26 protein-coding genes and 2 pseudogenes are annotated in these 25,627 nt (G+C 67.1%); 13 read left to right on the forward strand and 15 right to left on the reverse strand.

Annotation, left to right across the window (positions count from 1 at the left end; genetic code table 11):
- Positions 1–36: 36 nt before the first annotated feature.
- From ruvC to aspS, 3 genes and pseudogenes are all read right to left on the reverse strand, one after another.
- Positions 37–597, reverse strand: coding sequence for a crossover junction endodeoxyribonuclease RuvC (gene ruvC / locus BGI51_RS22820; protein ID WP_007160336.1), 561 nt, complete (start codon positions 595–597; stop codon positions 37–39).
- The gene (locus BGI51_RS22825) at positions 597–1,343 is read right to left on the reverse strand and encodes a YebC/PmpR family DNA-binding transcriptional regulator (RefSeq protein WP_133861230.1); all 747 of its coding nucleotides are present in this window, start codon (positions 1,341–1,343) and stop codon (positions 597–599) included. Before BGI51_RS22825 ends, ruvC begins: the two co-directional genes overlap by 1 nt.
- 105 nt (positions 1,344–1,448) lie before the next feature.
- A pseudogene (gene aspS, locus BGI51_RS22830) lies at positions 1,449–3,223 on the reverse strand (aspartate--tRNA ligase).
- A gap of 211 nt (positions 3,224–3,434) precedes the next feature.
- On the opposite strand from aspS, the gene BGI51_RS22835 reads away from it, so the two are divergent.
- From BGI51_RS22835 to BGI51_RS23730, 3 genes and pseudogenes are all read left to right on the forward strand, one after another.
- Positions 3,435–3,905 (forward strand): Dps family protein, encoded by a 471-nt coding sequence (locus tag BGI51_RS22835; RefSeq protein WP_132832088.1) that lies wholly within the window; start codon positions 3,435–3,437, stop codon positions 3,903–3,905.
- A gap of 166 nt (positions 3,906–4,071) precedes the next feature.
- Positions 4,072–4,380, forward strand: a pseudogene (locus BGI51_RS23835) (cold shock domain-containing protein membrane protein); the annotation flags it as partial.
- A 120-nt stretch (positions 4,381–4,500) separates the two neighbouring features.
- Positions 4,501–4,716 (forward strand): cold shock domain-containing protein, encoded by a 216-nt coding sequence (locus BGI51_RS23730; protein WP_166655908.1) that lies wholly within the window; start codon positions 4,501–4,503, stop codon positions 4,714–4,716.
- Between the two features lie 58 nt (positions 4,717–4,774).
- Here BGI51_RS23730 and BGI51_RS22845 read toward each other — a convergent pair whose 3' ends face one another.
- Entirely contained in the window at positions 4,775–6,865 is a 2,091-nt protein-coding gene (locus tag BGI51_RS22845) for an LTA synthase family protein (protein WP_187979866.1), read from the reverse strand.
- 317 nt (positions 6,866–7,182) lie between these two features.
- On the opposite strand from BGI51_RS22845, the gene BGI51_RS22850 reads away from it, so the two are divergent.
- From BGI51_RS22850 to BGI51_RS22875, 6 genes are read left to right on the forward strand one after another with little or no spacing between them, the layout of a single operon-like run.
- Positions 7,183–8,142 carry an AAA family ATPase gene (locus tag BGI51_RS22850; protein WP_133862363.1) on the forward strand — a complete coding sequence of 320 codons (960 nt, stop codon included), beginning with the start codon at positions 7,183–7,185 and terminating at the stop codon, positions 8,140–8,142.
- Between the two features lies 1 nt (position 8,143).
- Complete coding sequence (locus BGI51_RS22855; RefSeq protein ID WP_133862364.1) at positions 8,144–9,082, forward strand: DUF58 domain-containing protein; 939 nt, start codon at positions 8,144–8,146, stop codon at positions 9,080–9,082.
- On the forward strand, positions 9,079–9,573 hold the full coding sequence (locus BGI51_RS22860; RefSeq protein ID WP_187979867.1) for a DUF4381 domain-containing protein: 495 nt from the start codon (positions 9,079–9,081) through the stop codon (positions 9,571–9,573). Before BGI51_RS22855 ends, BGI51_RS22860 begins: the two co-directional genes overlap by 4 nt.
- Positions 9,566–10,564 (forward strand): VWA domain-containing protein, encoded by a 999-nt coding sequence (locus BGI51_RS22865; protein WP_187979868.1) that lies wholly within the window; start codon positions 9,566–9,568, stop codon positions 10,562–10,564. The genes BGI51_RS22860 and BGI51_RS22865 overlap by 8 nt, the downstream gene beginning before the upstream one ends.
- Entirely contained in the window at positions 10,561–12,234 is a 1,674-nt protein-coding gene (locus BGI51_RS22870; protein WP_187979869.1) for a tetratricopeptide repeat protein, read from the forward strand. The genes BGI51_RS22865 and BGI51_RS22870 overlap by 4 nt, the downstream gene beginning before the upstream one ends.
- On the forward strand, positions 12,231–13,811 hold the full coding sequence (locus BGI51_RS22875; protein ID WP_187979870.1) for a BatD family protein: 1,581 nt from the start codon (positions 12,231–12,233) through the stop codon (positions 13,809–13,811). Before BGI51_RS22870 ends, BGI51_RS22875 begins: the two co-directional genes overlap by 4 nt.
- Here BGI51_RS22875 and BGI51_RS22880 read toward each other — a convergent pair.
- The gene (locus BGI51_RS22880; RefSeq protein WP_187979871.1) at positions 13,799–14,464 is read right to left on the reverse strand and encodes a YceH family protein; all 666 of its coding nucleotides are present in this window, start codon (positions 14,462–14,464) and stop codon (positions 13,799–13,801) included. The two genes, BGI51_RS22875 and BGI51_RS22880, sit on opposite strands and share 13 nt — an antisense overlap.
- Positions 14,465–14,504: 40 nt before the next feature.
- Complete coding sequence (yedA, locus tag BGI51_RS22885; RefSeq protein ID WP_133862370.1) at positions 14,505–15,413, reverse strand: drug/metabolite exporter YedA; 909 nt, start codon at positions 15,411–15,413, stop codon at positions 14,505–14,507.
- A gap of 149 nt (positions 15,414–15,562) precedes the next feature.
- Here yedA and BGI51_RS22890 point away from each other — a divergent pair, with 149 nt between their 5' ends.
- Positions 15,563–16,000 (forward strand): Lrp/AsnC family transcriptional regulator, encoded by a 438-nt coding sequence (locus BGI51_RS22890; RefSeq protein ID WP_187979872.1) that lies wholly within the window; start codon positions 15,563–15,565, stop codon positions 15,998–16,000.
- A 59-nt stretch (positions 16,001–16,059) separates the two neighbouring features.
- Here the strand turns inward: BGI51_RS22890 and BGI51_RS22895 are convergent, their stop codons facing one another.
- Positions 16,060–16,845 (reverse strand): DUF2076 domain-containing protein, encoded by a 786-nt coding sequence (locus BGI51_RS22895; protein ID WP_187979873.1) that lies wholly within the window; start codon positions 16,843–16,845, stop codon positions 16,060–16,062.
- Positions 16,846–17,122: 277 nt separating this feature from the next.
- On the opposite strand from BGI51_RS22895, the gene BGI51_RS22900 reads away from it, so the two are divergent.
- Together BGI51_RS22900 and BGI51_RS22905 are read left to right on the forward strand one after the other, a co-directional pair.
- Positions 17,123–17,695, forward strand: coding sequence for a cysteine hydrolase family protein (locus tag BGI51_RS22900; protein WP_187979874.1), 573 nt, complete (start codon positions 17,123–17,125; stop codon positions 17,693–17,695).
- Between the two features lie 30 nt (positions 17,696–17,725).
- Positions 17,726–18,370 (forward strand): YciC family protein, encoded by a 645-nt coding sequence (locus BGI51_RS22905; protein ID WP_187979875.1) that lies wholly within the window; start codon positions 17,726–17,728, stop codon positions 18,368–18,370.
- 9 nt (positions 18,371–18,379) lie between these two features.
- On the opposite strand, the gene BGI51_RS22910 is transcribed toward BGI51_RS22905, so the two are convergent.
- A complete protein-coding gene (locus BGI51_RS22910; RefSeq protein ID WP_133862375.1) occupies positions 18,380–18,919 on the reverse strand; it encodes a DUF2058 domain-containing protein in 540 nt (179 codons plus the stop codon).
- 170 nt (positions 18,920–19,089) lie between these two features.
- Here BGI51_RS22910 and BGI51_RS22915 point away from each other — a divergent pair, with 170 nt between their 5' ends.
- A complete protein-coding gene (locus BGI51_RS22915; protein WP_133862376.1) occupies positions 19,090–20,013 on the forward strand; it encodes an aspartyl/asparaginyl beta-hydroxylase domain-containing protein in 924 nt (307 codons plus the stop codon).
- A 27-nt stretch (positions 20,014–20,040) separates the two neighbouring features.
- Here the strand turns inward: BGI51_RS22915 and BGI51_RS22920 are convergent, their stop codons facing one another.
- The 7 genes from BGI51_RS22920 to BGI51_RS22950 form a co-directional block, all read right to left on the reverse strand.
- Positions 20,041–20,457, reverse strand: coding sequence for a DUF2802 domain-containing protein (locus BGI51_RS22920; RefSeq protein ID WP_133862377.1), 417 nt, complete (start codon positions 20,455–20,457; stop codon positions 20,041–20,043).
- The gene (locus tag BGI51_RS22925; RefSeq protein ID WP_007160357.1) at positions 20,457–20,936 is read right to left on the reverse strand and encodes a chemotaxis protein CheW; all 480 of its coding nucleotides are present in this window, start codon (positions 20,934–20,936) and stop codon (positions 20,457–20,459) included. The genes BGI51_RS22920 and BGI51_RS22925 overlap by 1 nt, the downstream gene beginning before the upstream one ends.
- Positions 20,937–21,009: 73 nt before the next feature.
- Positions 21,010–21,915, reverse strand: a complete 906-nt coding sequence (locus BGI51_RS22930; protein ID WP_187979876.1) for a chemotaxis protein CheW — start codon at positions 21,913–21,915, stop codon at positions 21,010–21,012.
- A 57-nt stretch (positions 21,916–21,972) separates the two neighbouring features.
- Entirely contained in the window at positions 21,973–22,761 is a 789-nt protein-coding gene (locus tag BGI51_RS22935; protein ID WP_187979877.1) for a ParA family protein, read from the reverse strand.
- Between the two features lie 35 nt (positions 22,762–22,796).
- Entirely contained in the window at positions 22,797–23,660 is an 864-nt protein-coding gene (motD, locus tag BGI51_RS22940; RefSeq protein WP_187979878.1) for a flagellar motor protein MotD, read from the reverse strand.
- An 11-nt stretch (positions 23,661–23,671) separates the two neighbouring features.
- Positions 23,672–24,412: a flagellar motor protein gene (locus BGI51_RS22945; RefSeq protein ID WP_187979879.1), complete on the reverse strand. Its 741-nt coding sequence runs from the start codon at positions 24,410–24,412 to the stop codon at positions 23,672–23,674.
- Positions 24,413–24,446: 34 nt separating this feature from the next.
- Positions 24,447–25,565 carry a protein-glutamate methylesterase/protein-glutamine glutaminase gene (locus BGI51_RS22950; protein WP_187979880.1) on the reverse strand — a complete coding sequence of 373 codons (1,119 nt, stop codon included), beginning with the start codon at positions 25,563–25,565 and terminating at the stop codon, positions 24,447–24,449.
- Positions 25,566–25,627 lie beyond the last annotated feature (62 nt).

Consider the following 25,627-nt stretch of genomic DNA (forward strand, 5'->3'; position numbering starts at 1 on the left):
TCCTAACGTTGGAGCGAGAGGGTTGAGCGAATAGGACTAGAGCCGCAGACGACCGCCGCGGCGGCGGGTGGCCAGCAGGCCATGAGGCACCAGGCTCTGCCGGGTATGGGCATGGCACAGGGCGATGGCCAGGGCATCGGAGGCGTCGATCTGCGGCTTTTCGGTCAGCCGCAGCAGGTGCATGACCATCAGCATTACCTGCTGCTTGTCCGCCCCGCCGTTGCCGACCACGGCCTGCTTGACCTGGCTCGCGGTGTACTCGGAGATCTCCAGGCCACCCTCGGCACCGGCGACGATGGCCGCCCCCCGGGCCTGACCCAACTTGAGCGCCGAATCGGCGTTGCGCGCCATGAACACCTGCTCGATGCCCATGGTGACCGGCCCGTACTGGGCGATGACGTCGCGCACCCCGCGATAGACGATCTGCAACCGCTCGGGCAACGGACCGTTTCCCGTACGGATGCAGCCGGAGGCCACGTATTCGCAGCCCCGCCCGGTGTCGCGCACCACGCCAAAGCCGGTCAGCCGCGAGCCCGGGTCGATGCCCAGCACCAGGGTGCCGGGCGCATCGGGCGGCAGGCGCTCGTAGAGGGACATCAGCCGAGCTGCTCCATGACATCCTCGGGGATGTCGGCGTTGGAATAGACGTTCTGCACGTCATCCAAGTCTTCGAGCATGTCGATCAGCTTGAGCACCTTCTGCGCGGTGTCCAGATCCAGGGTCGCAGAGGTCGAGGGGATCATGGTCACCTCGGCTTCGTCGGCCTTATAGCCGGCGGCGGTCAGGGCTTCGTTGACGGCGATGAAGTCGGCGAAGCTGGTGAAGACGTCGATGGAGCCATCGTCGTTGGCCACCACGTCGTCGGCACCGGCTTCCAGGGCCGCTTCCATCAGGGCGTCTTCGTCCAGGCCGGGGGCATAGCTGATCTGGCCCTTGCGCTCGAACAGATAGGCCACCGAACCGTCGGTACCCAGGTTGCCACCGCACTTGTTGAAGGCGTGGCGGACTTCGGCCGCGGTACGGTTGCGGTTGTCGGTCATGGCTTCGACGATGATGGCGACACCGCTCGGGGCGTAGCCTTCATAGGTCAGTTCCTCGACGTTCTCGCCTTCGCCGGCACCCACGCCACGGGCGATGGCCCGGTCGATGGTGTCGCGGGTCATGTTGGCGGTCAGCGCCTTGTCCACCGCCAGACGCAGGCGGGGATTGTCGGCAGGAACGCCGCCGCCCTGGCGCGCGGCCACGGTCAGCTCACGGATAATCTTGGTGAAGATCTTGCCTTTCTTGGCATCCTGGCGTTCTTTGCGATGCTTGATGTTGGCCCACTTGGAATGACCGGCCATAAGCTACTCCAATCTCTTGACGAAGACGGCACCGGCGGCGAGGGCCGCGGCGCACTGAAAAGGGAAACGGAGGGCATCCACCTGGGCGCCCTCCTCCGATAGGACCTATTCCGCCTTGGGCTGCTCGCGCAGGCGGATGTGCAGCTCGCGCAGGGCCTTGGCATCGACGGCGCCGGGCGCCTGGGTCATGACGTCGGCCGCGCTCTGGGTCTTCGGGAAGGCGATGACTTCGCGAATCGAGGAGGCGCCGGTCATCAGCATCACCAGGCGATCCAGACCGAAGGCCAGGCCACCGTGGGGCGGTGCACCGAACTTGAGGGCGTCCAGCAGGAAGCCGAATTTCTCTTCCTGTTCCTCGGCGCTGATGCCGAGGACTTCGAAGACCGCCTGCTGCATCTTCTTGTCGTGGATACGGATGGAACCGCCGCCCAGCTCGGTACCGTTGAGCACCATGTCGTAGGCCCGCGACAGGGCTGCGCCCGGATTGGCCTTGAGCGCCTGCGGGTCGCACTTGGGCGAGGTGAAGGGGTGGTGCATGGCGGTCAGGCTGCCATCGTCGTTTTCCTCGAACATCGGGAAGTCGACCACCCACAGCGGCGCCCACTGGCAGGTCAGCAGGTTGAGGTCGTGGCCGAGCTTGATGCGCAGCGCGCCCAGGGCTTCGGAGACAACCTTGGTCTTGTCCGCGCCAAAGAACACGATGTCGCCATCCACCGCGCCGACGCGGTCGAGGATGACGTTGATGTTGTCCAGCGGGATGTTCTTGACGATGGGCGACTGCAGGCCCTCGACGCCGGCGGCGCGCTCGTTGACCTTGATGTAGGCCAGGCCCTTGGCGCCATAGATGCCGACGAACTTGGTGTAGTCGTCGATCTGCTTGCGCGGCATGCTCGCCCCGCCCGGTACCCGCAGGGCGGCGACACGGCACTTGGGATCGTTGGCCGGACCGGCGAAGACCTTGAAGTCGACGTCCTTGAGCTGGTCTTCCACGTCCACCAGCTCCAGCGGGATGCGCAGGTCAGGCTTGTCGGAACCGAAGCGACGCATGGCTTCGGCCAGGGTCATGTGCGGCAGCTCGCCGAATTCGACGTCCAGCACTTCCTTGAACAGGTTGCGCACCATGGTCTCGGTGATGTCCATGATGTCTTTTTCATCGAGGAAGCTGGTCTCGATGTCGATCTGGGTGAATTCCGGCTGGCGGTCGGCGCGCAGGTCTTCGTCACGGAAGCACTTGGCGATCTGGTAGTAGCGATCGAAGCCGGCGACCATCAGCAGCTGCTTGAACAGCTGGGGCGACTGCGGCAGGGCGAAGAAGCTGCCTGGATGGGTCCGGCTGGGCACCAGGTAGTCGCGGGCACCCTCGGGGTGGCGCGGGTCAGGATCGGGGTTTCCACGTCGAGGAAACCGTTTTCGTCCAGGTAGCGGCGAATGCTGGAGGTGATGCGCGAGCGCAGCTTGAGCTTCTCGGCCATCTCCGGACGGCGCAGGTCGATAAAGCGATAGCGCAGGCGGGTCTCTTCACCGACGTCGGTGTACTCGTTGAGCGGGAACGGCGGGGTCTCCGCTTCGTTGAGCACTTCCAGCTCGTAGCCCAGCACCTCGATGGCGCCGGAGGCCATGTTGGCATTGCGCGCGCCTTCGGGACGCAGGCGCACCTTGCCGGTGAGCCTGACGACATATTCGCTACGCACGCGGTCGGCCTTGGCGAAGGTTTCGGCGCGATCCGGATCGAACACCACCTGGGCCAGGCCTTCGCGATCGCGGATGTCGAGGAAGATGACCCCGCCGTGGTCACGGCGGCGGTGGACCCAACCGCAGAGGGTGATTTCCTGGCCGTCCAGGCTCTCGTTCAACTGGCCGCAATAGTGGCTGCGCATCATGGTCGTGGTTTCGCTTCTCTAGAACAGGCTGAATGCGTGGAGGCACCGGACCGGCAGGACCGGGTGCTCGACTGAACGGGAGATTCTATATCATCCGTCACGATTTTACCGTAGCCGGGCGCGCAGCTCGACACGCGAACACTGGCTAAACGGCCAGCGGTTCTGTGATAGCCTCGGAGCCCTTCGCAACCGACGCACAGGAGCCGTCAGCATGGAAATCAACATCGGAATCGCCGAACAGGATCGTGCCCAGATCGCCGAGGGCCTGTCGCGCCTCCTGGCCGACACCTACACCCTGTATCTGAAGACCCACAACTTCCACTGGAACGTGACCGGGCCGATGTTCAACACCCTGCACCTGATGTTCGAGACCCAGTACACCGAGCTGGCGGTCGCCGTGGACGACATCGCCGAGCGCATCCGCGCCCTCGGCTTCCCGGCGCCGGGCACCTATGCCGCCTACGCCCGGCTGTCGAGCATCAAGGAAGAGGAAGGCGTACCGGACGCCCAGGAGATGATCCGGCTGCTGGTGCAGGGCCAGGAAGCCGTGGTGCGGACCGCCCGGGGCATCTTCCCGCTGCTGGACAAGGTCAGCGACGAGCCCACCGCCGATCTGCTGACCCAGCGCATGCAGACCCACGAAAAGACCGCCTGGATGCTCCGCAGCCTGCTGGCCGCCTGAGTCCGGCTACCGTCGCGGGCCACGGCCCGCGACGGTGCCATGATTGAGCGGCCCTCACCTTTTGGGTTTAATAAGGACGCGCTTTTCGCGCCGGGTCATTCCGCTGTCGGGCACCGCTCCGGCAGTTTCGGCAGACCCGTGTTATCTATCCCAAGGTGATTTCACATTGAACACGTTATCTACTGTCCATGTCGTGGTGGGCGCTGCTGCGCTCCTGTTATCGGCGATTCCCGGACTGCAGTCCGATACCTCGTCCTTCGATCAACCCGAGTCCATCCACCTGGCCCTGCTGGGTCTTGCCACCCTCCTCTTCACACCCTTCTCCCGTAGCCGCAGCAGCGGCGCCCAGAAACTCGCCAGTGTCCTGCTGGTGCTCGCCGTCGTGGCCCAGACCTTCATCCTGCTGGCGCCCCTCGAGCAGATCGGCGGCCTGCCGGCCGAGCTGCTGCCGCTGGCGCTGACCCTGGTCGCCGCCCTGGCCAGCCTGCCGGAGAAGTTTCGCGGCCAGGCCGGCAGCGCGCCGGCGGTCGATGCCGAGCCACGCCCGCGCCAGGCGGCGCGTCCGGCGCCCGTTGCGGCCGCCCCGGCACGCCCGCTGGCCGATGACCGCGAGCGCGGCACGGTGAAGTGGTTCAACACCTCCAAGGGCTTCGGCTTCATCTCCCGCGATACCGGCGACGATATCTTCGTGCACTTCCGCGCGATCCGTGGCGAAGGCCATCGGGTGCTGATGGAAGGCCAGCGCGTGGAGTTCTCGGTGATCCAGCGCGACAAGGGTCTGCAGGCCGAGGACGTGATCATCGCGGCCTGATCCGTACCAGCCAAAAGAAAGGCCGCCCATGGGCGGCCTTTTTCATGGGCGCGCGAGGCTACTGCCGCTGGGCGGCCGCTGCCTTGCTGTCGTTCATGCCAGTGGTGTTGCCGAGCAGGCTTGCCGTGGCGATCTGGATGAAGGCCTCCAGGCGCTTCTGCAGCTCGGGCGCGCTGGCGTCGCCCTTGAGCACCTCGCCACCGGCCTGGGTGCCCAGGTGATAGCGATAGAGCACGGCATCGCGATCACGCGGCTTGACCAGGATGCGATCGCCGGTGACCAGGGCCACGGTCTGGTCACTGCCCGAGGGCTTGATCACCGCCACACCCGGATCGCCCTGGGGCAGGCCCAGCAGGTCGCGGCCCCAGCACTGGTGCTGGGTCGGCTTGCCGAAGCGGGCCAGTACCGTGGGTACCACGTCGATCTGGCTGCCCACGGTGTCGCGACGGGCGCCAAAGGTTTCCTGCACGCCCGGACCGATCAGCAGCAGCGGCACGTTGAAGCGCGACAGGTCCATCTCGGTGATCTGCTCGTTGTTGCCGAAGCCATGGTCACCAACGATGACGAACAGGGTGTCCTGGTACCAGGGTTCCTGCTTGACCTTGGCGAAGAACTGCCCCAGCGACCAGTCGGCATAGCGCATGGCGGTGAGGTGCTCGTCGAGCGAGCCGTGGCCGGTGACCGGCGTGACCGGCAGGTCCTTGGGCAGTGCATAGGGGGTGTGGTTGGACAGGGTCTGCAGCAGCGCATAGAAGGGCTTGCCGTCCGGCGCCTTGGCCAGGGCGTCCAGTTCCTGCACGGAGCGGTCGAACATGTCCTGGTCGGAGACACCCCAGGTCGGGTCCATGAACACCGGATTGACGAAGTCTTCGCGACCGACGAAGCGGGTCATGCCCTGGTTGCTGAAGAAGCCGGACTGGTTGTCCCACTGGAAGTTGCCGTTGTAGACGTAGACATCGTCGAAACCGCGGGTGCTGAGCAGTTGCGGCAGACCGGAGAACTGGTGGGCGCCCTCGGGCATGCGCATCAGGTACTCGAAGGCCGGCAGATTGGGGAAGCAGGCCATGGTGGCGAACATGCCCTGGTGGGTATGGGTGCCGTTGGAAAAGAAGCGGGTGAACAGCGTGCCCTGCTTGGCCAGGGCGTCGAAGTTGGGGGTGATGCCGTCTTCGTTGCCCAGGGCGCCGATATAGCGACCGGCCATGCTTTCCATGAGGATCACCACCACGTTGCGCACCTTGGGCAGTTGGCCGTCGGTGGGCGGGGTGTAGATCCGGCGGACGGCAGCCTTGTCGGCGTCGATCAGTTCGTCACGCGGGGTCAGCAGCAGCTGCCGGGTGGTGGCCAGCGCCTCGGCGGCCGGAATGGTGGCCTTCCAGCTGTTGTCGCGATGATCGGAGAAGCTGTTCTCGGCGGCATTGATCAGCGTCAGGGTGCCGTTCAGACCCAGATGGTTGGCGAACATCGAATCGGTGGTATAGGCGTCGCCCCAGCGCAGCGGCGGCCCGGACCTCAGGGTGCCACGGGCGGCGATGACGGCTACCACCAGGCAGAGCATGAAGACCGCGCCCCGGCGATACCAGGCGGCCGGTCGCGCCGCGACATGACGCCGTGTGGCCCGCTCGACGCCAAAGAACACCAGGCCCAGCAGCAGGGTCGCCACGGCCCAGGCCAGCAGCAGGCGCACCACCGGGAAGCCGTTCCAGATCATGCTGGTGACGGTGTGCAGGTCTTCCTGCATGTATTGGAACACCAGGCTGTTCAGGCGCTGGTGGAATTCGCGATAGAAATTCAGCTCGCCGACGCCCAGCAGCAGGCAGAGGCTGGCAGCCAGGGTGAACCAGCCGGCCTGCAACCGGCGCGCGGCCATGGCTCTGGCACTCAACAGGCAGAGCAGCGAGGGCACGCAGATATAGACCACCAGGCGCAGGTCGAAGCGGGCGCCGTTGAAGAAGGCCTCGGCGAAGGTGGCGAAGGGCGAATCACCGATCAGGTCGGTGTTGTAGGCCAGCAATGCCAGGCGCAGCAGGGTGAACATGACCAGCAGCGCCAGGCCGCAGCCCAGGACGAAGCTCAGGTGGCTGCCCAGCGTTGGCACCGGGCGGATGCCGGGGGTGCGCGGGGATTGGGGGACTTCCGTTTGCGACATGAAAACACCTTGTCAAAAGCAGCAGGGATTCGCGGCGCGTGGCCAGCGGCTCGGGATCGGCCACGCAGAGGCCTCGGGCGCGGTCGGCAGGCGTGGGAGTTTAACCCTCCGGCGCGATCGCGCCAGTCTTGGCCGCTCGGGCTTGGCCGAAGCGAGACCTCCACCGCGCCGTCAATCGCCCAGCCTGAGCAGGAGCTCGTCAAAATTTCGTCAAGGACTGCTCTGGTTGCGACGTCAGCACAGGCATGGGCGGCAGCCGCCGCTTGCAGTAAAATCCAGCACCCTTGACCGCTCCAGTGCCGTATTCAGGATGTCCCATGGCTCACCGTGACGCTCTGCAGATGCTTCGCACCTACCTGACCAGCCAGATCCTTGGCCAGGAAACCCTGGTGGAGCGCCTGCTCATCGCGGTGCTGGCGGATGGTCATCTGCTGGTGGAAGGTGCCCCGGGGCTGGCCAAGACCAAGGCCATCAAGGACCTGGCGGAAGGCCTGGAGGCCGATTTCCACCGCATCCAGTTCACGCCCGACCTGCTGCCGGCCGACATCACCGGCACCGAGATCTATCGCCCGGACACGGCGACCTTCTCCTTTCAGCAGGGGCCGATCTTTCACAATCTGGTGCTCGCCGACGAGATCAACCGGGCGCCGGCCAAGGTGCAGTCCGCGCTGCTGGAAGCCATGGCCGAACGCCAGGTGAGCATCGGCCGCACCTCCTATGCCCTGCCCGACCTCTTCCTGGTGATGGCCACCCAGAATCCCATCGAGCAGGAAGGCACCTATCCGCTGCCCGAGGCCCAGCTCGATCGCTTCCTGATGCATGTCAAGATCGGCTACCCCGACGCCTCCGTGGAGCGTCGCATCCTGGCCCAGGCCCGTGGCGAGGCCCTGGACGGCGAGACCCTGCCAACCGAGCGCGTCACCCAGGCGGAGATCAATGCGGCTCGTCGCGAGGTGCTCGGGCTGTACATGGCCGATGCCGTGGAGGAATACCTGGTCCAGCTGATCATGGCGACCCGCACCCCGGGGCGCTTCGACCAGGACCTGGCGCACTGGATCACCTATGGCGCCAGCCCGCGTGGTTCCATCGCCCTGGATCGCTGCGCCCGCGCCCATGCCTGGCTGGCCGGGCGGGACTTCGTCAGCCCGGAGGATATCCAGGCGGTGGTCTTCGACGTCCTGCGCCACCGCGTCATCCTGTCCTTCGAGGCGGAAGCCGCCGGCATTGATCACGACCGGGTGGTGCAGCGCATCCTCGATCTGGTGGCCGTGGCCTGAGATGGCCGAGCGCAACGGCGTGACCCTGAGCCTGGCCGAGCTCATCGAAATGCGCCACCGGGTGGTCGAAGTGCAGCTGTTTTCCGCCGCCGGACGCCGCAGCCCGCTGATCGGCCTGCACCATTCGCGCCTGCGCGGCCGCGGGGTGGATTTCGACCAGGTGCGCGCCTATCAGCCCGGCGACGACGTCCGGGCCATCGACTGGCGCGTCACCGCCCGCACCCGCGAACCCCATACCAAGCTGTTCCATGAAGAGCGCGAGCGCCCGGTCTATCTCCTGCTGGAGCAGAGTCCACGCACCTTCTTCGGCACCCGCCAGCAATTCAAGTCGGTGCTGGCCGGGCGGCTGGCCGCGCTGATCGGCTGGGCGGTACTGGAGCACAACGACCGTATCGGCGGCATGATCTTCGGCGGCGAACGCCTGCACGAGGTGCGCCCACGGCGCAGCAAGCAGAATCTGCTGCGCTTCTTCGATCACCTGGTCAACGCCAATCGGGCGCTGCAGGACCCGGCCCTGGCCCAGGTGCCGCGCATCACCTTCAACCAGGTCCTGCGCCGTGCTCGCGAGGTGCTGCGTCCCGGCAGCCTGGCGCTGGTGATCTGCGACGAGCGCAGCCTGGACGTGGCCACCGAGCAGCACCTCACCCTGCTTTCGCGGCACAGTGACCTGGTCCTGCTGCCGCTCTCCGATCCGCTGGATCATGCATTGCCCCAGGCCGGCCTGCTGCGTTTCACCAGCGGCCAGGCCGAGGTGGAGCTGGATACCGATCGCGCCGACGTCCGCCAGGGCTATGCCGAGCAGGCCGCGCAGCGTCGTGAACGCTGGACCGAACTCAGCCTGCGCCTGGGCATTCCGCTGCTGCCGCTGTCCACGGCGGACGATCTGGTCGAACAGCTGCGGCACCTGTTGCGGCAACATCGCCCGGGGTACACCTCGTGACCCCCGGCCTGCCGACGCTGGAGCCGCTGCGGCTGCCAGCGGAACCGGCCTGGTGGCCACCGGCGCCGGGCTGGTGGTTGCTGCTGCTGGTCGTGGTGGCCCTGGGTTTCTTTCTGCGCCACCGTCGCGGCCGGCGGCCGCTGGACAGCGCGCTCCCCGTCGAGGCGACCACCGAAGAGGATCTGCGTACCACCGCCCTGGCCGAACTGGCCCGCCTGCCGCGTCCCTATGGCGCGCCGGCCGGACCCTGGCTGCAGGCGCTGAATGCGCTGCTCAAGCGCCTCTGCCGCGCCAGCTATCCGGATCAGCTCAGCCAGACCCTGAGCGGCCGCGACTGGCTGGCCTTTCTCGATTCGCGCTGCCCGGCGGCCGGCCTGACGCGCTACATGATTCTGGTGGACGGCGGCTATCGCCCGGACTGCCGCCTGAATGACCGCGTCATCGACGGCCTGCAGGACGCCGTCGCCACCTGGATCCGCAAGCATGTTTGAATTCGCCTGGCCCTGGCTGTGGCTGCTGTTGCCGCTGCCCTGGGCGCTGCGCGTGCTGTTGCCCGCGGCCGACAGCGGCCAGGCGGCCCTGCGCGTGGAATTCCTCGGTGAACTCGAACACCTGGGCGGACGCATCCGTCACACCGGCGGCCTGAGCGGCACTCGCCGCCTGCTGCCCTTTCTGCTGGGCTGGCTACTGATCCTGGCCGCCGCGGCGCGCCCGCAATGGGTGGGACCACCCCAGCCGCTGGACGTAAGCGGGCGCGACCTCTTGCTGGCGGTGGACGTCTCCGGGTCCATGGACACCCCGGACATGCCGCTGGGCGACGAGAGTGTCAGCCGCCTGACGCTGGTCAAGCAACTGCTCGGCCGCTTCATCGACAGTCGCCAGGGCGATCGTGTCGGCCTGATCCTGTTCGGCTCCCAGGCCTATCTGCAGGCGCCCCTGACCGCCGACCGACGCACCGTGCATGCCCTCCTCGAAGAAGCCCAGATCGGCCTGGCCGGGCGCAACACGGCGGTGGGCGACGCCGTGGGTCTGGCGGTCAAGCACCTGCGCAAGCGGCCGGACAACAGCCGCACCCTGATCCTGGTCACCGATGGCGCCAGCAACGGCGGCGTGGTGACGCCCGAGGTGGCGGCCAGCCTGGCGGCCAGCGAGCGGGTACGCGTCTATACCCTGGGCATCGGTGCCGATCCGGACACCCTGGGCGCCGGCGCGACACCCAGCGATCTCGACGAACCCATGCTGCGTCACCTCGCCGAGGTCACCAACGGCGCCTATTTCCGGGTGAGATCCAGCACCGAGCTGGCCGCCGTATCGCGCCAGCTCGATCGCCTCGAACCCATCCGCCAGCAGCCGGACCAGGCCCGTCCCACCCGTGAACTCTATCCCTGGCCGCTGGCCGGGGCGCTGCTGCTCGGCCTGGCCCTGGCGCTCGGCCGCCTGCCGTGGCCGCAGCGCTGGCAGCGTGGAGGCAAGGCCCGATGAACGACTGGCTGCCGCTGTTCCTGCGTCCCGGTTGGCTACTGGCCCTGGTGCCGGTCGCCCTGGTGATCGGCTCGCTGCGCCGACGCCGGCATCGCCACGGGCACTGGCAGGCGCTGCTGCCTCCGGCGCTGCAACCCTGGCTGCTCAGTGACAGCGATCGCCAGCGCTCGCCCCTTGGCCTGGTGCTGCTGGGCCTGGCCGGGGTGCTGGCCTGTCTGGCGCTGGCCGGCCCCAGCTGGCAGCAGGGCGAAGCGCAGAGCTTTCGCCGCAACGATCCGCTGGTGGTGGTGCTGGCGCTGACGCCCGACCTGCTCGCCACCGACGTCACCCCGAACCGCCTGCTGGCCGTGCAGCGCAAGCTGCAGGATCTGCTCAAGGCGCGCCAGGACGGCGAGACCGCCATCGTCGTCTATGCCGGCAGCGCCCACACCCTGGTGCCCCTGACCGACGACCTGCCGACCATGGACAACCTGCTCAAGGCGCTGCGGCCGTCGATCATGCCGGTGCCCGGGCGGCGCGCCGACCTGGGGATCGCCCAGGCCCTGGAGCTGCTCGGTCCGGCGCCCAGCGCCAGTGCCCGGTTGCTGCTCATCGCCAGCGACCTGGACGACCGCGAGCGCCTGGGTATCGAGCGCCAGCTGCAGGGTCGACTGCGCCAGCTGGCGATCCTCGGCCCGGGTACGCCCCAGGGCGCGCCGGTGGCCGCCGAGACCGGCAACTACCTGAGCGACGCCGCCGGCGGCATCCGCATCGCTCGACTGGACGAAGGCCACCTGCAGGGCGTCGCCCAGGCACTGGGCGGGCACTATCAGCGCTTGCAGCGTGACGACGGCGACCTGCGCCGTCTCGGCCTGCTGGAGCGTCCCGGCGCTGTGCGAGCCAGCGACGGCCGGGCCCCCGCGGACTGGCGCGACCAGGGTTACCTGTTGCTGCTGCCTCTGCTGCTCCTGGTCGCCTGCGGCGCGCGCCGCGGCTGGCTGCTGAGCCTGCCCTTCTGTCTGCTGCTGACGCCCCCTCCGGCGCAGGCCGGCAGTTGGGACGACCTCTGGCTACGGCGCGACCAGCAGGCCCTGCAGCTGCTGACCGACGACCAGGCTGGCGCGGCCGCCGAGCTCTTCAGCGACGAGCGCTGGCGCGGCGTGGCGCTCTATCGCGCCGGCGACTTCGGCGGCGCCGCCGCGGCCTTCGCCCGGGATCCGTCGGCGGACGGCCACTACAATCGCGGCAACGCCCTGGCCATGGCCGGACGCCTGGAAGAGGCCCTGCGCGCCTACCGGGCGGCACTGGTGCTGCGCCCGGATCTGACCCCCGCCCTGCGCAATCGCAATCGCCTCGAACGTCTGCTCGCCCAACGCGCCGCAGCCCAGGCCGAGGCCGCCGCCCGCAGTCGCAAGGCGCAGAACGCCAGCCAGAGCAGCACCCAGGCGGACGAACCGGCCAATAGCGGTACCCCGCCGTCCGCTGCAACCGCCGCGGCCAGCCCGCAGCAGCAGGCCCAGGCCGGCGCGGACTGGCTCGTCAGTCCCGCCTATGCCGAAGATCCCCTGGCGGAAGAACAGCGTCAGGCGGCCGAACAGTGGCTGCGGGAGATCCCCGACAACCCGGCCGAGCTGCTGCGCCGCAAGTTCTGGTACCAGCAACAACAACGCGAGGAGAACGCGCTGCAATGAAGTCCTATCCGTTGCTGCTGCCCCTCGCGCTGCTCGCGCCCCTGCTTCAGGCGGCGGATCTCAGCGCCCGTCTGGAGCGCAACCAGCTCAGTCAGAACGAGACGCTGGAGCTCATCCTCGAGACCACCGACCCCGCCCAGTTCGGCAAGCCCGATCTCGGCCCGCTCGAGCAGGACTTCCGCGTGCTCGGGGTGCGGCAGAACAGCCTGCCGCCCGGTGAGCGGGTGACCACGCGCTGGAACGTGACCCTGCAACCCAAGGCCAGTGGCGCCCTGACCATTCCCGCCCTGACCCTGGACGGCGCCCGCAGCCAGCCACTGACCGTTACCGTGGAGGCCACCGCCGCCAGGCGCCAGACCCGCGACCCTGTCTATCTGGAAGCCGCGGTGGAGCGCACCCGGCTCTATGTGCAGGCGGAGACCATCCTGACCATCCGCCTCTACCACGCGGTGGCGCTCTATGACGACCATGTGCTCACCCCGCCCAATCCCAGCGATGCGCGGGTGGATCTGCTCGGCACCCCCCAGGTCTACGAGCGCGACGTCGAGGGGGTACGGCATGGCGTGATCGAATGGCGCTACGCCATCCATCCGCTGCAGAGCGGTACCCTGGTGCTGCCGCCCCAGACCTTCAGCGCCACCCTCGCCGGTGGCCTCGACGACAGCTCGCGCGCTGGCCAGCCGATCCAGCTGCGCACCCCGGCGCTGACCCTGGAGGTTCTGCCACAACCGGCCAGTTATCCGCCGCAGACGCCCTGGGTGCCGGCGCGCAGCCTGACCCTGACGCAACAATGGAATCCCGCGCCGGAAGACGCCCGCGAGGGCAGCGCCCTGACCCGCACGCTGCAGCTGCGTGCCGAAGGCCTGGCACCCGGTCAGCTCCCCCCGCTGGTGCTGCCCGAAATCGAGGGCGTGAAGCGCTATGCCGAGCAACCGCGGCTGTCGCTGCAGACCCAGGCGCGCGGGCTGGTCGGGCAACGCGAGGAACGGGTCGCCCTGATTCCCACATCCACGGGTGACAAGGTCCTGCCGCCGGTGGAGGTGGTCTGGTGGAACACCGAGACCGATACCCTCGAACGCGCCACCCTGCCCGCCCAGCCCTTGGTGGTCGCCGAGGATCCGACGCTGCAACCGGTGGCATCAGCGGCGGCCAAGATCACCGGCAGTGACCGGGGACTCTGGCGCTGGCAGCTGGCGACGGCCTTCTTCGCCCTGACCACCCTGCTCGGCTTCGGCCTCTGGTGGCGCGCCCGCCGTCAGCCGGCGGTGTTGCCGACCGTGCCCGATCTCGACAGCCGCCTGCAGCGCGAAGAGCTGCGCCGCGCCTGCCAGAGCAACGATCCCCACGTCACCCGTCATGCCCTGGACGCCTGGGCCCGACAGCAACCGGAAACCCTGGCGGCCATGGGGGCACGTTTCGAGCCCCTGGCCGCCGCGCTCGACGACCTCAACGGGGCGCTCTACAGCGAAGCCGGTCAGCGCTGGCAGGGCGAGACGCTATGGCAGGCGATCAATGCCCTGCCGCCGCTGACGCCGGCAGCCGTGCACGACACCCTGCCACCGCTCTATCCGCGCTGAGCGGCTTCTTCCAGCTGCGCCAGGCGCTCTTCGAGGGCGGCGATGCGGGCTTCCAGCGCCTCCAGCCGGCCTTCGCGTCCGCCGGCAGGGGTAGCGCTCTCGGCGGCACTACCCAGCTGCGCGACTTGGGCATCGCGTTCTGCCGCGTTGCCGAACAGATGCAGATAACGCTCTTCGCGCTGGCCAGGCTGTCGCCCCAGGCCGGTGGCCAGGCCGCGGGCGATCAGCCGCTCCAGATGGTGGCGCACCTGCTCAATATCATCGAAGGCGTGCATCCGGCCGCTGCGGGCCAGCAATTCGCCCAGGGTCTGGGGCCCGCGCAGGAACAGCAGGGCGCAGAGCACCCACTGGGGTGGAGGGAGTTCCAGGGCCCTGTCCAGCCGCTGTTCCCAGCGATCCGCCCGGCTGCCCATGACCAGGCGGGCCAGGCCGCGTTCCTCCAGACGTCGCAGCCCCTGCCCCACTTCGCCCGGGGTGAGGTTGAGCACCGGCTCGCGGCTGGTCTTCTGGTTGCAGGCCAGCACCAGAGCATTGAGGGTCAGGGGATAGCTTTCCGGGGTGGTCAGCTGCTTCTCGATGAGACTGCCGAGGACGCGGATCTCGGTAGCCTCCAGCGGCTCTTCGGCAAAGGCGGGGGTGACTGCTTGGCTCATGGCGGACTCCGCTTGGATGACTCGCCAGCCTAGCCTGCTCTCAAAGCCGTCGCCACTGCGGCAGCCCGATCAGCACCACCGCGCCCACGATGACCAGCATGGCCAGCGCTTCGGCCGCACCGATCCGTTCTCCGGCGAACAGGGTACCCAGCAGCACCGCCACCACCGGATTGACGTAGGCGTAGCTGGTGGCGGCCGCCGGCCGTACCCGCCCCAGCAAATAAAGATAGGCACTGAAGGCGATCAGCGAGCCGAACACCACCAGATAGCCCAGCGCCAGCCAGCCACCCAGGGCCGGCCAGTGCTGCAGGCGCTCGCCGCTGAGGTAGCTGGCGCCGAGCAGCACCGCGCCCGCCACCAGCATCTCCACCGCGCTGGCCATGGCGCCACGCGGCAACGGCAGGTAGCGACTCCAGATCGAGCCGAAGGCCCAGGCCGCCGCGGCGAGCAGGATCACCGCGGCCCCGAGCGGCGTGGCGCTCATGGTATCGCCCAGATTGAGCAGGGCGATCCCCACCAGGCCCAGGGCGATGCCGGCCCATTCCAGCAGGGTATTGCGCTGCCCCCAGAGCAGACCGAACAGCAGGGTGAACAGGGGGACCGTGGCGATCGACAAGGCGGCGATACCGGAAGTCACGCCCCAATGCTCGGCCAGGGTCACCCCGCCGTTGCCGACGCCCAGGAGCAGGATGCCGATCACCGCGGCCGCGGCGGTCTCGCGCGCCGTTGGCCAGGGCGCCCCGCGCCAGCGCAACCAGCCCAGCAGGAGACTCCCGGCGATGAGAAACCTCAGCCCCGCCATCAACAGCGGTGGCCAATGGGCCACGCCGATGCGAATCACCAGATAGGTGGAACCCCAGACCACATAGAGCGCGAAGAAGGCTGCCAGCAGCGGCAGCCAGCTGGGCAGGCGTGGCGGCGCGAGGCAGGGCGAGGCGGAGGTGTCCATGCGCGAGAGCTTCCTGAGGGGTCAGGCTGCCATTGTAGAAGCGCGTGATGCGCCGGCTAAGCTACAGTCAAGAGAGAAACGGCCGACCAGCCTTTGATTCAGCATACTTTAGGGATGGAGACCTTCGATTCGAAGGCAGGGAAACGGACATGGACCATATTGATCGTCGGCTCATCGACCTGCTGCTGGTGGACGGCCGCGCCAGCTACGCGGAGTTAGGTCGCCGGCTGGGCCTCTCCCCCCCGGCCATCGCCGAACGCATCGCCAAGCTGGAAGACGCCGGCATCATCACCGGCTATGGCGCCCGTATCGACCGCCGCGCCCTGGGCTACGGCACCGAATGCCTGATCTCGCTGCGCCTGCACAGCACCAGCCAGGGCCCGGTATTGAAGAAACTTGAGGCCCTCCCCCAGCTGCTCGCCTGCTACCGGGTCACGGGCGAAGACTGCCTGATGCTGCGGGTCGCCGTACGCGACATGGGCGAACTGGAGAGCCTCATCGATCAGCTGACCCGGTTCGGCATGAGCCGGACCGTGGTGGTGCTGTCGACGCCCTTCGAGCGCCCGCTGCCGCTCATGCCCAGCTGAAGACGCGCATAAAAAAGCCCCGGCGCCTCACGGCACCAGGGCTGGCGGAGTACGACCCCCTAGATGAAGGAATCGTCGTCGCCACTGTCGTCGAAGAAGCCGCCACCACCGCCGGTATCGCCATAGTCGGCGGCGTCCTGGAAGCCGGCGTTATCCTGGAAGCCACCGGCATCCTGGAAACCCCCGCCATTGTCGTAGCTGGCGTTGTCCGCCCAGCCTCCCTGGGAGCCGGCATCGGCCAGGCCCTGGTCGGCGGTCGGGGTCTCGTTGATGACGTTGACGATCTCCTCGGGTTGCGAGTGATGGAACAGGCCCGAGATGGCCTGGGCCGCCAGCACGCCACCGGCGACCCCGGCCGCGGTCTGCAGCGCGCCGCCCATGAAGCCGCCCATGCGGGAAGGCGCAGCCTGGGGCGCGCCATAGCCGGGTGCGGGCTGGGCATAGCCGGGATTGGGCTGGGCATAACCCGGATTGGCGGGACGCGGCGCTACCGGACCCGGGTCATTCCAACCGCGCGACGGCGCGGCGTTGGCCGGTGCCTGACCGCCCGCTGCCTGGCTGCTGCCACCGCCGAACAGGCTGGAGAGGAAGCCACCGCTGCTTGGACGATTCTGCTGGACCTGGGCCATCTGACTTTCCAGTTCCTTGACGCGCTGATCCAGCCGCTTGATGGCGGCCTCCTGGATCAGCATCGCCTGGGCCATGTAATAGGGAGCCGCGGGCTGCTCGCGCAGGCGCTGCTGGATCAGCGCCTCGGCTTCCCGGTCACGGGGTGCGGTCTGGGCTTCCGTGGTCTTGAGACGGTCGAACAGACCTTCGATCAGCTGGCTTTCTTCGCGTTGCATGATGACCCTCCCGCAGACGGTCTACTGGCGGCCTTCCCCTGGGAACGGCCTGGATATCGAAAGGCGCAGCAGCCTGCGCTGCTATGCCAGATAGAGGCGTTGTAGCAGCTTTTCAAGCAGGACCCGCGCTATGTTCAGCGCGGATTCAGCCAGCCCTTCCCGCCTTAGCTTCTCTCTTCTGAAGGGACAGCGGGGTGACGAGTTCCAGCGCCGCGCCGGTGACTGGACAACCGGCCTGTGCTGGGGGAGTCTGCCGCTTTGCCCGCGAGACTCGCCCATGCCGCCGCTGCTTATCCTCATCGACCAGCAACAGGGGATCCGCGCGCCCCATCTGGGCCCACGCAACCACCCGGACGCCGAGCTGCGCATGGGCGACCTGCTGGCGGCCTGGCGCCAGGCCGGAGCACCCTTGCTGCACGTCCGGCACCTGTCGCGCAGTCCGACTTCGGTGTTCTGGCCGGGACAGCCCGGCGTGCAATTCCAGCCGGCGCTGGCGCCGCTGCCCGGCGAGACGGTGTTCGACAAGCAGGTCCCCGACGCCTTCGCCAACAGCGGCCTGGAGCGCTGGCTGCACCAGCGCGGCATAGCCTCACTGCTGATCTGCGGCGTGGCCAGCGAGAACTCGGTGGAGGCCACCGCGCGCAGCGCCGGCAATCTGGATTTCACCACCTGGGTCGCCGAAGACGCCTGCTACACCTTCGCCAAGACCGACTTCGCCGGTCGGCCGCGCGGCGCCGAGGAGGTCCATGCGATGGCCATGGCCATGGCCAATCTGCACGGCGAATACGCCACCGTCACCTCCAGCGCGGCCATGCTCGAACGTCTGCGGACGAACGGGTCGCCCTGCTAGACTGCCCGCCTGCCCGTCTGGAAGAGCTGCATGAACCCTGTCGATATCCTGCGCGACTCGCTGTCTTTCTTTGCCCGCAATCTGCGGCCCCTGGCCGTCCTCACCCTGCCCTGGCTGCTGCTCGAAGCCCTGCTGCGCTATCAGGTGCTGGAACGCTTCGGCGCCAGTAGCGGCCTGTGGGACATGCTGGTGAGCCTGCTCTGCTATCCGCTGTACACCGCCGCCCTGCTGATCTTTCTGGAGGCACGCACCCAGGGTAATACCCCGCGCCTGAGCGGCGTCTGGGGCGCCGCCCTGCTGCTCTGGCCACGCTTCGCCCTCCTCGCGGCCTTGACCTCGGGGCTGGTGATGCTGGGCTTCTCGCTGTTGATCGTGCCGGGCTTTCTGATCATGGCCAAGCTGGCCTTCGCCGAGAATCTGCTGGTGCTGGAGGGACGGGCGCCGCTGGACGCCCTGCGTGGCAGCTTCCGGCTGAGCCGCGGACACTTCTTCACCCTGCTGGCGTGCATCCTGGCCACGGTCCTGCCGGCCTGGCTGCTCGACGCCTGGATCACCAAGCATTTCGCCGAGGCCGCGGTAGCGGAGATCGCGTTGCAGACCCTTTCGGGCTTTCTGCAGCTGATCCCCAGCATCGCCGTCTACCGCATCTACATGCTGGTCAGGCAGACCGCCTGACCTGGCCACTCACCACATCAGGTCATCCGGCACCTGATAGGCGGCATAGGGATCGTCCGGATCCGGCTCGCCGCTCTGCACGTTGAGCAGCACCACCCGCTTGGGATCGCGCTCCTGGATACGCTCGGCGGTAGCTCGGGGCACCACCTCGTACCGGCCTTCGTAGCGCACGATGGCCAGGCTGCCCTTGCTGAGCTTGTCTCTCATCATGACGTTGACCGACAGGCGCTTGACCTTCTTGTCGTCGACGAAGTTGTAGTAGTCCTCGGTGCTCAGCTTGGGCAGGCGGCTGGTCTCGATCAGTTGTTTGATCTGTGCCTGCTCGGCCTTGCGCTTCTTCTTGTCTTCCTGAGCGCGATTGAGCTCCTGGTCCTTGGCCAGCTTCTCCGCCTGGGCCTGCTGGACGGCCAGCTCCTGGGAGCGGTCCTTTTCCGTCTGCCCGCGATGCTCCATGCGGGTCTGCTTCTGCTTCTGCTTGACGGCCTGCTTGGCCTGCTTTTCATTGACCAATCCGGCTTTCAGCAGCTGGTCGCGTAGGGACATGCTCATCGATACGACTCGTCTAGATCATCCAAGGGGGCGCGGCTCGAAAGCGGCCGCGCGCCAGGGTGTCCATCCTGCGCAGCCGACGAAGCGAGTGCAAGCCTTTCTCTGGGGTGAAATAATGCGGTCATTACCTATCCGCCCCTGGTTCGGGCGCTGCCGATCACAATTCGCCCATGATTACCTTCGCGATCGTCCTGCTCTTCGTTGCCAGCGTGCTCTTCGTCCACCTTCGCGGACGCGCTCGGCTGCCTTTCCTGCGCCAGCTGGTCAACCACTCGGCGGTGTTCGCCCCCTACAACGCCCTGATGTACCTGTTCTCCAGCGTGCCGTCCAAGCCCTATCTGGATCGCAGCCGCTTTCCCGAGCTGGACGTGCTCAAGGACAACTGGCAGGAGATTCGCGTCGAAGCCCTGCGGCTGTTCGACGAGGGCTATATCCGCGCCGCGGAAAAGGACAATGACGCCGGCTTCGGTTCCTTCTTTAAGAAGGGCTGGAAGCGTTTTTACCTGACCTGGTACGGCGAGCCGCTACCTTCCGCCCAGACGCTCTGCCCGCGGACCGTCGAACTGGTGCGACAGATCCCCAACGTCAAGGGCGCCATGTTCGCCCTGCTGCCGGGTGGAAGCCATCTGAATCCCCATCGCGATCCCTTCGGCGGCTCGCTGCGCTACCACCTGGGCCTGGCCACGCCGAACTCGGACGCCTGTCGCATCTATGTCGACGGCCAGCCCTATGCCTGGCGCGACGGCGAAGACGTGATGTTCGACGAAACCTACGTGCACTGGGTCAAGAACGAGACCGATCAGACCCGGGTCATCCTCTTCTGCGACGTCGAGCGTCCGCTGCGCAACCGTCTGCTGACCCGCGTCAATCAGGCGGTCAGCCGTTTCCTCGGCAGCGCCACGGCGCCGCAGAACGTCGAAGGGGAGCGCGTCGGCGGCATCAACCAGGCCTATGCCTTCAGCAAGAGGTTTGGGGATCGCATCGGGGGTGGCGTGAAGAAGTTCAAGCGGCGCCATCCCAAGGCCTACCGCATCGCCAAGCCAGTGCTGGCGGTACTGGTGGTGATTGCGCTCTACCACTGGATCGTCAGCTGAGGCAGCGATCCTGCGCCACCGGCCTGATCAGCCGGAACGCTGCTGGCGCTGCCGATGCAGCCGCGCCACCAGCTCGGCTTCGGCCTGGGACAGACCACAGGCCTGAGTGAGATCGTCGGCGCTGGCGCCCAGCCCCACCAGGCGCGCTGCCTGGGAAAACGACAGACTGGTAGGATCGCTCTGCTCGATCTGGGTCAGGCGATCGGGCAAGGGTGCCACCACCTGGGCCAGCCCCTGCACCTGTTCGCCCATGCGTACCTGCCCGGCCTGGTAGGTTTCCAGGCGTTTGAGCAGGATCTGCATGCGCTTGTCGACCAGGGCCTCCCGCTCGGCCAGCTTGGCCGCCTGTTGCTGCTGGCGCTGCCAGAGCAACCAGCAGCAACCGCCGAGGCCGGCACAGGCCAGCCCCAGGGCAACGCTGAGCAGGATCAGCCCGACGAGCATCAGATGCTTTCCAGCTCCGACCACTCTTCTTCGGTCATCAGCTTGTCGAGCTCGACCAGGATCAGCAGCTCGCCGTTCTTGTTGCACACGCCCTGGATGAACTTGGCGGACTCGTCATTGCCGACGTTCGGTGCGGTCTCGATCTCCGACTGCCGCAGATAGACCACCTCGGCCACGCTGTCGACCAGGATGCCGACGACCTGCTTGTCGGCCTCGATGATGACGATACGGGTGTTGTCGGTGACCTCGGTGGGCAGCAGACCGAAGCGTTGACGGGTGTCGATCACCGTCACCACGTTGCCGCGCAGGTTGATGATGCCCAGCACGTAGCTCGGCGCACCCGGGACCGGAGCGATTTCGGTGTAGCGCAGGACTTCCTGGACCTGCATCACGTTGATGCCGTAGGTCTCGTTATCCAGGCGGAAGGTGACCCATTGCAGGACCGGATCTTCGGAACCCTGTGCGGACGTTTTTTTCATGTTCCCTAGCCTCGTCAAATACCGCACGTGCGGCGAAGCGGGCGAACCCGCCGGTTAGTTGCAGCGGGCAGCCCTAGCGACGGCCACCCACCACCTGTTCAGCGAGCGCCGCCACATCCAGCAGCGCACACATCTGATCGATCACCGTACCGGCCAGCCACGGCCGGGTAGCGCGCTGATTCCGCCATTTGACCTCGGCGGGATCCAGCCGTACCGAATGGCTGACGCCATGCACGGCCAGGCCCCAGTCCAGGCCTTGCAGCGATATAACGAATTTCAGGCCTTCGCGATAGTCGTCGCGGTAGCGCTCGGGCATTACCCAACGCGCCGCGTCGAGCACGCGCAGGTTGCCTGCCTGGCAGGGTAGCAGGCCCAGGAACCAGTCTGGCTGACCAAACAGCGGCGTCAACTCTTCGTCGGTCAGCGGGTAGATGGAGCCCAGGCACACCAGGGGCGCGGCCAGGGTCAGGCCGGCCACGTCGAACAGCAGGCATTCGAAGGGTTCTTCGCCCCACTCGGGGCGACCTTCCAGGTGCACGGCGCCGGGCGGTACGCCAGCCGCGGCGGCGGGCTGCACCGCCGGGGTACCGAGGGCAATGCCCTCCACCACCGGACGCGCCGGCTCGGCGGCGGGGGCCAGTTCGGGGACACGCCAGTCCAGCTCGATGTCGGTTTCCGGCGGCAACGGCACCTGGGTTGCAGGCTGCAGCACCTCGGGCAGGGTGACGCCGGCACGGCGGGCGGCCAGCGGCACGACCCGGGGTTGCCACGCGGCATCCCGTTCGAGCTCCTCGCGCACCGCGGCGGCGAATTCGTCTTCGCTCACGCTGGCGATCGGCGCTGCCGGTGCCACCACGGAAGCCACGACCGGCGTGGATTCGGCGGTCGGCAGTTCCAGGAACGCGTCCAGCAACAGGGCATCAAGATAGCCCTGGAGGACACGCTGAGGACGATTGTCGAGAGACGTCGGTTGGCTCATGGCGATCTACGTGGGTGAGTTGTCCAGCCTATCGGCCGGCAGGGTGGAAAACTTGAATCAGGCGACCTGGCTGCTGGGCGCGCCGTCGAGCAGATGCCGCAGCAACGCCCGGTAGGCAATGACGCCGCGGCTGTTCATCTCGTGGCGCGACGGCACCTGCCCGGAACGACTGGCGTCGCGCAGCCGCGTATCGATGGGAATGAAGGCCTGCCACAGCTGCGCCGGATAGGTGCTGCGCAGCACCTTGAGCGTACCTATGGAGGCCTGGGTACGGCGGTCGAACAGGGTCGGCACTATGGTGTAGGGCAGCGCCTGCTTGCGCGAGCGGTTGATCATGGTCAGGGTATTGACCATGCGCTCGAGCCCCTTGAGCGCGAGGAATTCGGTCTGGGTCGGAATCACCAGGTGCTGACTGGCCGCCAGGGCATTGACCATCAGCACGCCGAGCAACGGCGGACTGTCGATCAGCACATGATCGAAGTCGTTCCACAGCTGTGCCAGGCTCTTGGAGATCACCAGGCCCAGGCCGCTCTGGCCGGGCGACTGACGTTCCAGGGTAGCCAGCGCCGTGCTGGACGGCAGCATCGACAGCTGCGGATGACTGGTGGGCAGCAGCAGCCGCTTCGGCAGGCCCTCCGGAACCTGACCACCGTGCTGGAACAGGTCGAACGCGCTGTGTTCGAGGCTGTCCGGATCCTGACCGAAATAGCTCGTCAGGGAGCCGTGGGGATCGAGATCCACCAGCAGGACGCGCTTGCCTTCATCGCCGAGCAACCCGGCGAGGGCAACGGTGGTGGTGGTCTTGCCCACCCCACCCTTCTGATTGGCGACAGCCCAGACTCTCATGTGCAGACTTCCTCCCGACGACACGACCAGCCGGGTCAAGGTGCCGGCTTGGTGGCCGGCGACGAAGATTTGACAGGCGCCACCCCGGGCGCCGGTTCTCCAGGCGATGCTGCAGATTGTGTGCCAGTCGACGAATTTTGCAAGGTGCTCTGTGGCCGAAACAGGTCGAGATTGCGCGAGATCAGCAGAACCACGCGCCGATTGCGGGCGCGATTGACGTCGCTGGTGTTGTCGACCACCGGCTGATAGGCGCCATAGCCCACCACGGCCAGGCGCTGCGGCGCGATGCCGTTGCCGATCAGCAGCCGCACGATACTGGCCGCCCGCGCCGCAGACAGTTCCCAGTTGGTGGGATACAGCGCCGTGCTGATGGGGCGGTCGTCCGTATAGCCCTGTACCTGGATCGGATTCTTGAACGGCGCCAGAATCTTGGCCACCTTCTCCATGAGACCGAAGGCGGGATTGCTCGGCAGGGAGTCGCCGCTGGCGAACAGCAGATTGGAGCTGAGTTCGATCTCCAGCCACATCTCACTGGCCTTGATGTTCAACTGGTCGCCGGCGATGAGATCGCCGAAGGTGGCGCGCACGCTGTCGGCGATCTGCTGCAGCGGGTCGCTGGGGGTGCCCCTGGCCGGCTGAGCGGCACTGGCGTCCATCACCGGGGGTGTCACGCCCGCGGGACGCTGATCGCCGAGGGGAATGGGTTTGAGCGAGCGCTCCGGCTGACTGAAGATGCCCGACAGGCTGTCCGAAAGCACCTTGTACTTGCTTTCGTTCAGGGAAGAGATGGAATACATCACCACGAAAAAGGCGAACAGCAGAGTAATGAAGTCCGCGTAGGAGACCAGCCAGCGTTCGTGGTTCTCGTGTTCTTCGGGACGGCGGCGGCGACGAGGCATGCGGCGTCCTCCTAGTCCAGAAAACCTTGCAGCTTCATTTCGATGGAGCGGGGATTCTCACCCTCGCCGATGGACATCAGCCCTTCCAGCAGCATTTCCCGGTAGCGGGACTGTTGCTGGGCCAGCGCCTTGAGCTTGTTGCCGACCGGCAGCAACAGCAGGTTGGCGAAGCCGACACCATAGATGGTGGCGACGAAGGCCACGGCGATGCCGCTGCCCAGCTGGGAGGGATCGGCGAGATTCTGCATGACATGGATCAGGCCCATCACCGCGCCGATGATCCCGACCGTGGGTGCATAGCCACCCATGGCTTCATAGACCTTGGCGGCGGCGATGTCGCGATCTTCCTGGCCGTAGAGATCCACCTCGAGGATGCTGCGCAGGGCCTCGGGCTCGGTGCCGTCCACCAGCAGCTGCAGGCCCTTGGCGGCATAGGGATCGGCTTCGCGGACGACCAGGGGTTCGAGACCCAGCAAGCCTTCCTTGCGCGCAACGTTGCTCCAGTTGACCACCTTGCGGATGCCGCCAACGAGGTCCAGCCGTGGCGGTACGAACACCCAGGCCAGCATGGTGAGGGCCCGGCGCAGTACCGGCAGGCGGGTCTGCAACAGGACGGCACCGAGAGTGCCGCCGACCACGATCAGCGCCGCCGGAGCGTTGGCCAGGGCGGTAAAGGAACCGCCCTCCAGCAGGTTGCCACCCATGATGGCGGTAAAGGCCAGCAGGATGCCGATGAGACTGAGAACGTCCACGCTCAATGCCCTTCTGGCCAGAGAACGCCTGCCGTCACGAACAGGCCTCGGTCAGGTGTCTGCCGATGTCGTCCAGGCCATAGATGGCGTCGGCCAGATTGGCCTTGGCGATGGCCATGGGCATGCCGTAGATGACGCAGCTGGCTTCGTCCTGGGCCCACACCTGGCTGCCGACCTGCTTGAGCATCCGCGCGCCTTCGCGGCCGTCGGCGCCCATGCCGGTCAGGACCACCGCCAGCACCTTGTCGGCATAGGCCTTGGCCGCGGAGCCAAAGGTCACGTCGACGCAGGGTTTGTAGTTGAGGCGCTCGTCGCCCGGCAGGATCTTCACCGTGCCGCGGCCGTCCACCATCATCTGCTTGCCACCGGGTGCCAGCAGAGCCAGTCCCGGACGCAACTGGTCGCCGTCCTCGGCTTCCTTGACGCTGATGCGACAGAGCTTGTCCAAGCGCTCGGCGAAGGCCTTGGTGAAGGCCGCCGGCATGTGCTGGATCAGCACCAGTGGTGCCGGGAAATTGGCTGGCAGCTGGGTAAGCACCCGCTGCAGAGCGACCGGGCCGCCGGTGGAGGTGCCGATGGCCACCAGGCGATAGTGCTTGCGCTTGGGCGGCGGCGAAGCCGGAGCCGTGGCTGCATGACTGGCAGGAGCGCTGCTGGACGCCACCGGACGCGCCGCCGGGCGAGCGGTGGCCGGCGCGGTCGCGGCACTCGCGGCCGCAGCCGGCGCGACGCTGGGGGCCACGGCGAAGCGCCGGTTGGAACGGGCGATATGGTGGATCTTCTCGCACAGCAGCTTTTGCACACTGGCGGGATTGCGCGAGATGTCCTCGAAATTCTTCGGCAGGAAGTCGACCGCGCCAGCATCCAGGGCATCCAGGGTGACCCGGGCGCCTTCATGGGTGAGCGAGGAGAACATCAGCACCGGGGTCGGGCACTTCTGCATGATGTGGCGGACCGCGGTAATGCCGTCCATCATCGGCATCTCGTAGTCCATGGTGATAACATCGGGTCGCAGCGCCAGGGCCTGGTCGACCCCTTCGCGCCCGTTGCTGGCCGTGCCCACCACCGAGATGTTGGGATCGGCCGCCAGGATTTCCTTGAGCCGACGCCGGAAGAAGCCGGAATCGTCCACCACCAGTACTTTTACCGGCATACGTTGAAACTCCTAACTGGGGCGGCGCAGGCCGCCCGATGGCGCCAGGCCCAGGGCCCGAC

Origin of the sequence: Pseudomonas oryzihabitans, from assembly GCF_014522265.1 — a bacterium.
In the GTDB taxonomy this organism is placed as follows: Bacteria; Pseudomonadota; Gammaproteobacteria; order Pseudomonadales; family Pseudomonadaceae; genus Chryseomonas; species Chryseomonas aestiva.

What these genes read in the sequence shown, in the direction of transcription:
- ruvC (WP_007160336.1), bottom strand. Translation starts at nt 597, where the DNA reads ATGTCCCTCTACGAGCGCCTGCCGCCCGATGCGCCCGGCACCCTGGTG.
- BGI51_RS22825 (WP_133861230.1), bottom strand. Translation starts at nt 1,343, where the DNA reads ATGGCCGGTCATTCCAAGTGGGCCAACATCAAGCATCGCAAAGAACGC.
- BGI51_RS22835 (WP_132832088.1), top strand. Translation starts at nt 3,435, where the DNA reads ATGGAAATCAACATCGGAATCGCCGAACAGGATCGTGCCCAGATCGCC.
- BGI51_RS22845 (WP_187979866.1), bottom strand. Translation starts at nt 6,865, where the DNA reads ATGTCGCAAACGGAAGTCCCCCAATCCCCGCGCACCCCCGGCATCCGC.
- BGI51_RS22850 (WP_133862363.1), top strand. Translation starts at nt 7,183, where the DNA reads ATGGCTCACCGTGACGCTCTGCAGATGCTTCGCACCTACCTGACCAGC.
- BGI51_RS22855 (WP_133862364.1), top strand. Translation starts at nt 8,144, where the DNA reads ATGGCCGAGCGCAACGGCGTGACCCTGAGCCTGGCCGAGCTCATCGAA.
- BGI51_RS22865 (WP_187979868.1), top strand. Translation starts at nt 9,566, where the DNA reads ATGTTTGAATTCGCCTGGCCCTGGCTGTGGCTGCTGTTGCCGCTGCCC.
- BGI51_RS22870 (WP_187979869.1), top strand. Translation starts at nt 10,561, where the DNA reads ATGAACGACTGGCTGCCGCTGTTCCTGCGTCCCGGTTGGCTACTGGCC.
- BGI51_RS22875 (WP_187979870.1), top strand. Translation starts at nt 12,231, where the DNA reads ATGAAGTCCTATCCGTTGCTGCTGCCCCTCGCGCTGCTCGCGCCCCTG.
- BGI51_RS22880 (WP_187979871.1), bottom strand. Translation starts at nt 14,464, where the DNA reads ATGAGCCAAGCAGTCACCCCCGCCTTTGCCGAAGAGCCGCTGGAGGCT.
- yedA (WP_133862370.1), bottom strand. Translation starts at nt 15,413, where the DNA reads ATGGACACCTCCGCCTCGCCCTGCCTCGCGCCGCCACGCCTGCCCAGC.
- BGI51_RS22890 (WP_187979872.1), top strand. Translation starts at nt 15,563, where the DNA reads ATGGACCATATTGATCGTCGGCTCATCGACCTGCTGCTGGTGGACGGC.
- BGI51_RS22895 (WP_187979873.1), bottom strand. Translation starts at nt 16,845, where the DNA reads ATGCAACGCGAAGAAAGCCAGCTGATCGAAGGTCTGTTCGACCGTCTC.
- BGI51_RS22900 (WP_187979874.1), top strand. Translation starts at nt 17,123, where the DNA reads ATGCCGCCGCTGCTTATCCTCATCGACCAGCAACAGGGGATCCGCGCG.
- BGI51_RS22905 (WP_187979875.1), top strand. Translation starts at nt 17,726, where the DNA reads ATGAACCCTGTCGATATCCTGCGCGACTCGCTGTCTTTCTTTGCCCGC.
- BGI51_RS22910 (WP_133862375.1), bottom strand. Translation starts at nt 18,919, where the DNA reads ATGAGCATGTCCCTACGCGACCAGCTGCTGAAAGCCGGATTGGTCAAT.
- BGI51_RS22915 (WP_133862376.1), top strand. Translation starts at nt 19,090, where the DNA reads ATGATTACCTTCGCGATCGTCCTGCTCTTCGTTGCCAGCGTGCTCTTC.
- BGI51_RS22920 (WP_133862377.1), bottom strand. Translation starts at nt 20,457, where the DNA reads ATGCTCGTCGGGCTGATCCTGCTCAGCGTTGCCCTGGGGCTGGCCTGT.
- BGI51_RS22925 (WP_007160357.1), bottom strand. Translation starts at nt 20,936, where the DNA reads ATGAAAAAAACGTCCGCACAGGGTTCCGAAGATCCGGTCCTGCAATGG.
- BGI51_RS22930 (WP_187979876.1), bottom strand. Translation starts at nt 21,915, where the DNA reads ATGAGCCAACCGACGTCTCTCGACAATCGTCCTCAGCGTGTCCTCCAG.
- BGI51_RS22935 (WP_187979877.1), bottom strand. Translation starts at nt 22,761, where the DNA reads ATGAGAGTCTGGGCTGTCGCCAATCAGAAGGGTGGGGTGGGCAAGACC.
- motD (WP_187979878.1), bottom strand. Translation starts at nt 23,660, where the DNA reads ATGCCTCGTCGCCGCCGCCGTCCCGAAGAACACGAGAACCACGAACGC.
- BGI51_RS22950 (WP_187979880.1), bottom strand. Translation starts at nt 25,565, where the DNA reads ATGCCGGTAAAAGTACTGGTGGTGGACGATTCCGGCTTCTTCCGGCGT.